This is a genomic window from Streptomyces sp. ADMS, assembly GCF_033441795.1.
Taxonomy (GTDB): Bacteria; Actinomycetota; Actinomycetes; order Streptomycetales; family Streptomycetaceae; genus Streptomyces.
This window is the reverse complement of sequence record NZ_JAVFVX010000172.1, coordinates 9203-10894: the sequence shown is the minus strand read 5'-3', so window position 1 is coordinate 10894 and position 1692 is coordinate 9203. Positions and strand designations below refer to the sequence as shown.

Sequence of the window (1692 nt, the reverse complement as noted above, 5' to 3'; positions counted from 1 at the left end):
CGGTATCTACCTCAAGGGCGACGAGACCGGAGGCGTCAGCACCCGCTGCTCCTGACCCACAACCCGCGGCGGCCCACCCCGGGGCCGGGTCGCCGCGGCCCCGGGCTCAGCCGGTGCAGACCGGCACGGCGGGGCGGCTCCTGGTCCGTACGTCGGGCAGCCAGGCGGTGGTCCGCGTGGTCTCCGCGGCCTGCTCCGCCGTGGGCAGCCGCACCCGGTACCACCGGGTCGACCGGACGCCCGCCTCGTCGGTGACGGGGACGCCCCGCTCCAGGTCGCACTCGACGGCGAGGGCATCGCCGTGCCACACGCGGGTCTCCACGACGTTGTCCAGGACGTACGGCGTGGTGGGGTCGATGGCCAGGCCGAGGCTGCAGATGGGGTGCCGGTCGGTGCGGGCGCGGCACTTGTCGTCGGCGTTGTACACGCTCAGCCGCGCCTCCGGTGCCGCCTGCCGGGCGTCGGAACCTCCCCACTGCCACCAGGCGGCGCCGCCTGCGCCGAGCAGGGCCAGCACGGCACCGGTGGCCAGCGCCGCGGCCCGCTTGCCGGCCCGCGGCCGGGCGGCGGGGCCGCCGTCCGCGTGCCCGGCGGCCCGGACGCGTTCCAGCAGGCTCTCCGCCGTGTGCGCCGCACGCTCCGTGTGGGCGGGCAGGAGACAGTCGGAGGCCAGGGCACGCCAGAACTCCGGCACCACGACGTGCAGTCTGAGCGGAGCCCTGCCCTCGGCGTACTCCTGGACCGCCGAGGCGCGGGAGGTGAAGGTGGCCCCGGGAAAGGGGGAGGCACCCCCGCTGAGCACCTGGTGGATCATCACGCCCAGGGCCCACACGTCGGCGGTGGGCCGCACCTGCACCCCGCGTTCGTCCAGCGGGGCCCGCCAGCGCTCGGGCGGCAGGTAGTCGGGCGAGCCGAGCGGCGGGATGTAGCCGTGGGTGCCGCGCGTCCCCTCCAGCTCGGCGGTGAGACCGAAGTCGGAGAGCCGTACCGAACCGTCCGCCATGATCAGGACGTTGTCCGGCTTCAGGTCGCCGTGCACCCAGCCGAGCCGGTGCAGATGGGTCAGCCCCTCGCAGATCTCGGTCAGCAGCCGTTCCGCATCCGGCAGGGGGCTGCCGTTCGCGGCGTCCAGCAGGTCCTGCAGGCTGCTCTCGGCGCGCTCCATGACCAGCACGATGGCGCCGTCCAGCCCGGGCACCGCACAGTCGCCGAGCACCACGGAGTCCAACAGCCGCATCAGCCGGGGATGGTGCGCACGACTGCCGAACTCGATCTCGCGCCGCGCCGTCTCCGCCAGCCGTTCGGCCTGCCGGGGAGCGAGCCCCGAGGTCGGCAGGAACTTCAGCGCGACCCGGCGCTCCGACCCTGCACTCCCCTCCGGGTCCGCCGCCGGGTCCGCCGGGTCCACGGTCCTGTCGCGGCCCTCGTAGACACGCCCCCAGCCACCGTCGGCGATCGCCTCGGTGACCTCCCAGCGGCCCACACGAAATCCCCGGGGAACCCGACCGGTTGTACCGCTGTCGCTGTCGCTGTCGCCGTCGCCGTCGCCGTCGTGGTCGTTATCGGTCTCGCCGGTCCCGTGGTGCGCTGATTCGCCGGTGCCGAGGTGGTCGGCCCCGTTGGTGGCGCGGTGACTTGGTTCGTGGGTCTGGTGGTGGTTGGTCTGGCCGGTTTCGGCGGGGTTCGGTTCGT

The 1692-nt window shown here is 74.4% G+C and carries 1 protein-coding gene; it reads right to left on the bottom strand.

The annotated features are described in order from the left end of the window. Window positions 1–106: 106 nt before the first annotated feature. Window positions 107–1483, bottom strand: a complete 1377-nt coding sequence (locus RB628_RS37635; protein ID WP_318325143.1) for a serine/threonine-protein kinase — start codon at window positions 1481–1483, stop codon at window positions 107–109. Window positions 1484–1692: the final 209 nt, after the last annotated feature.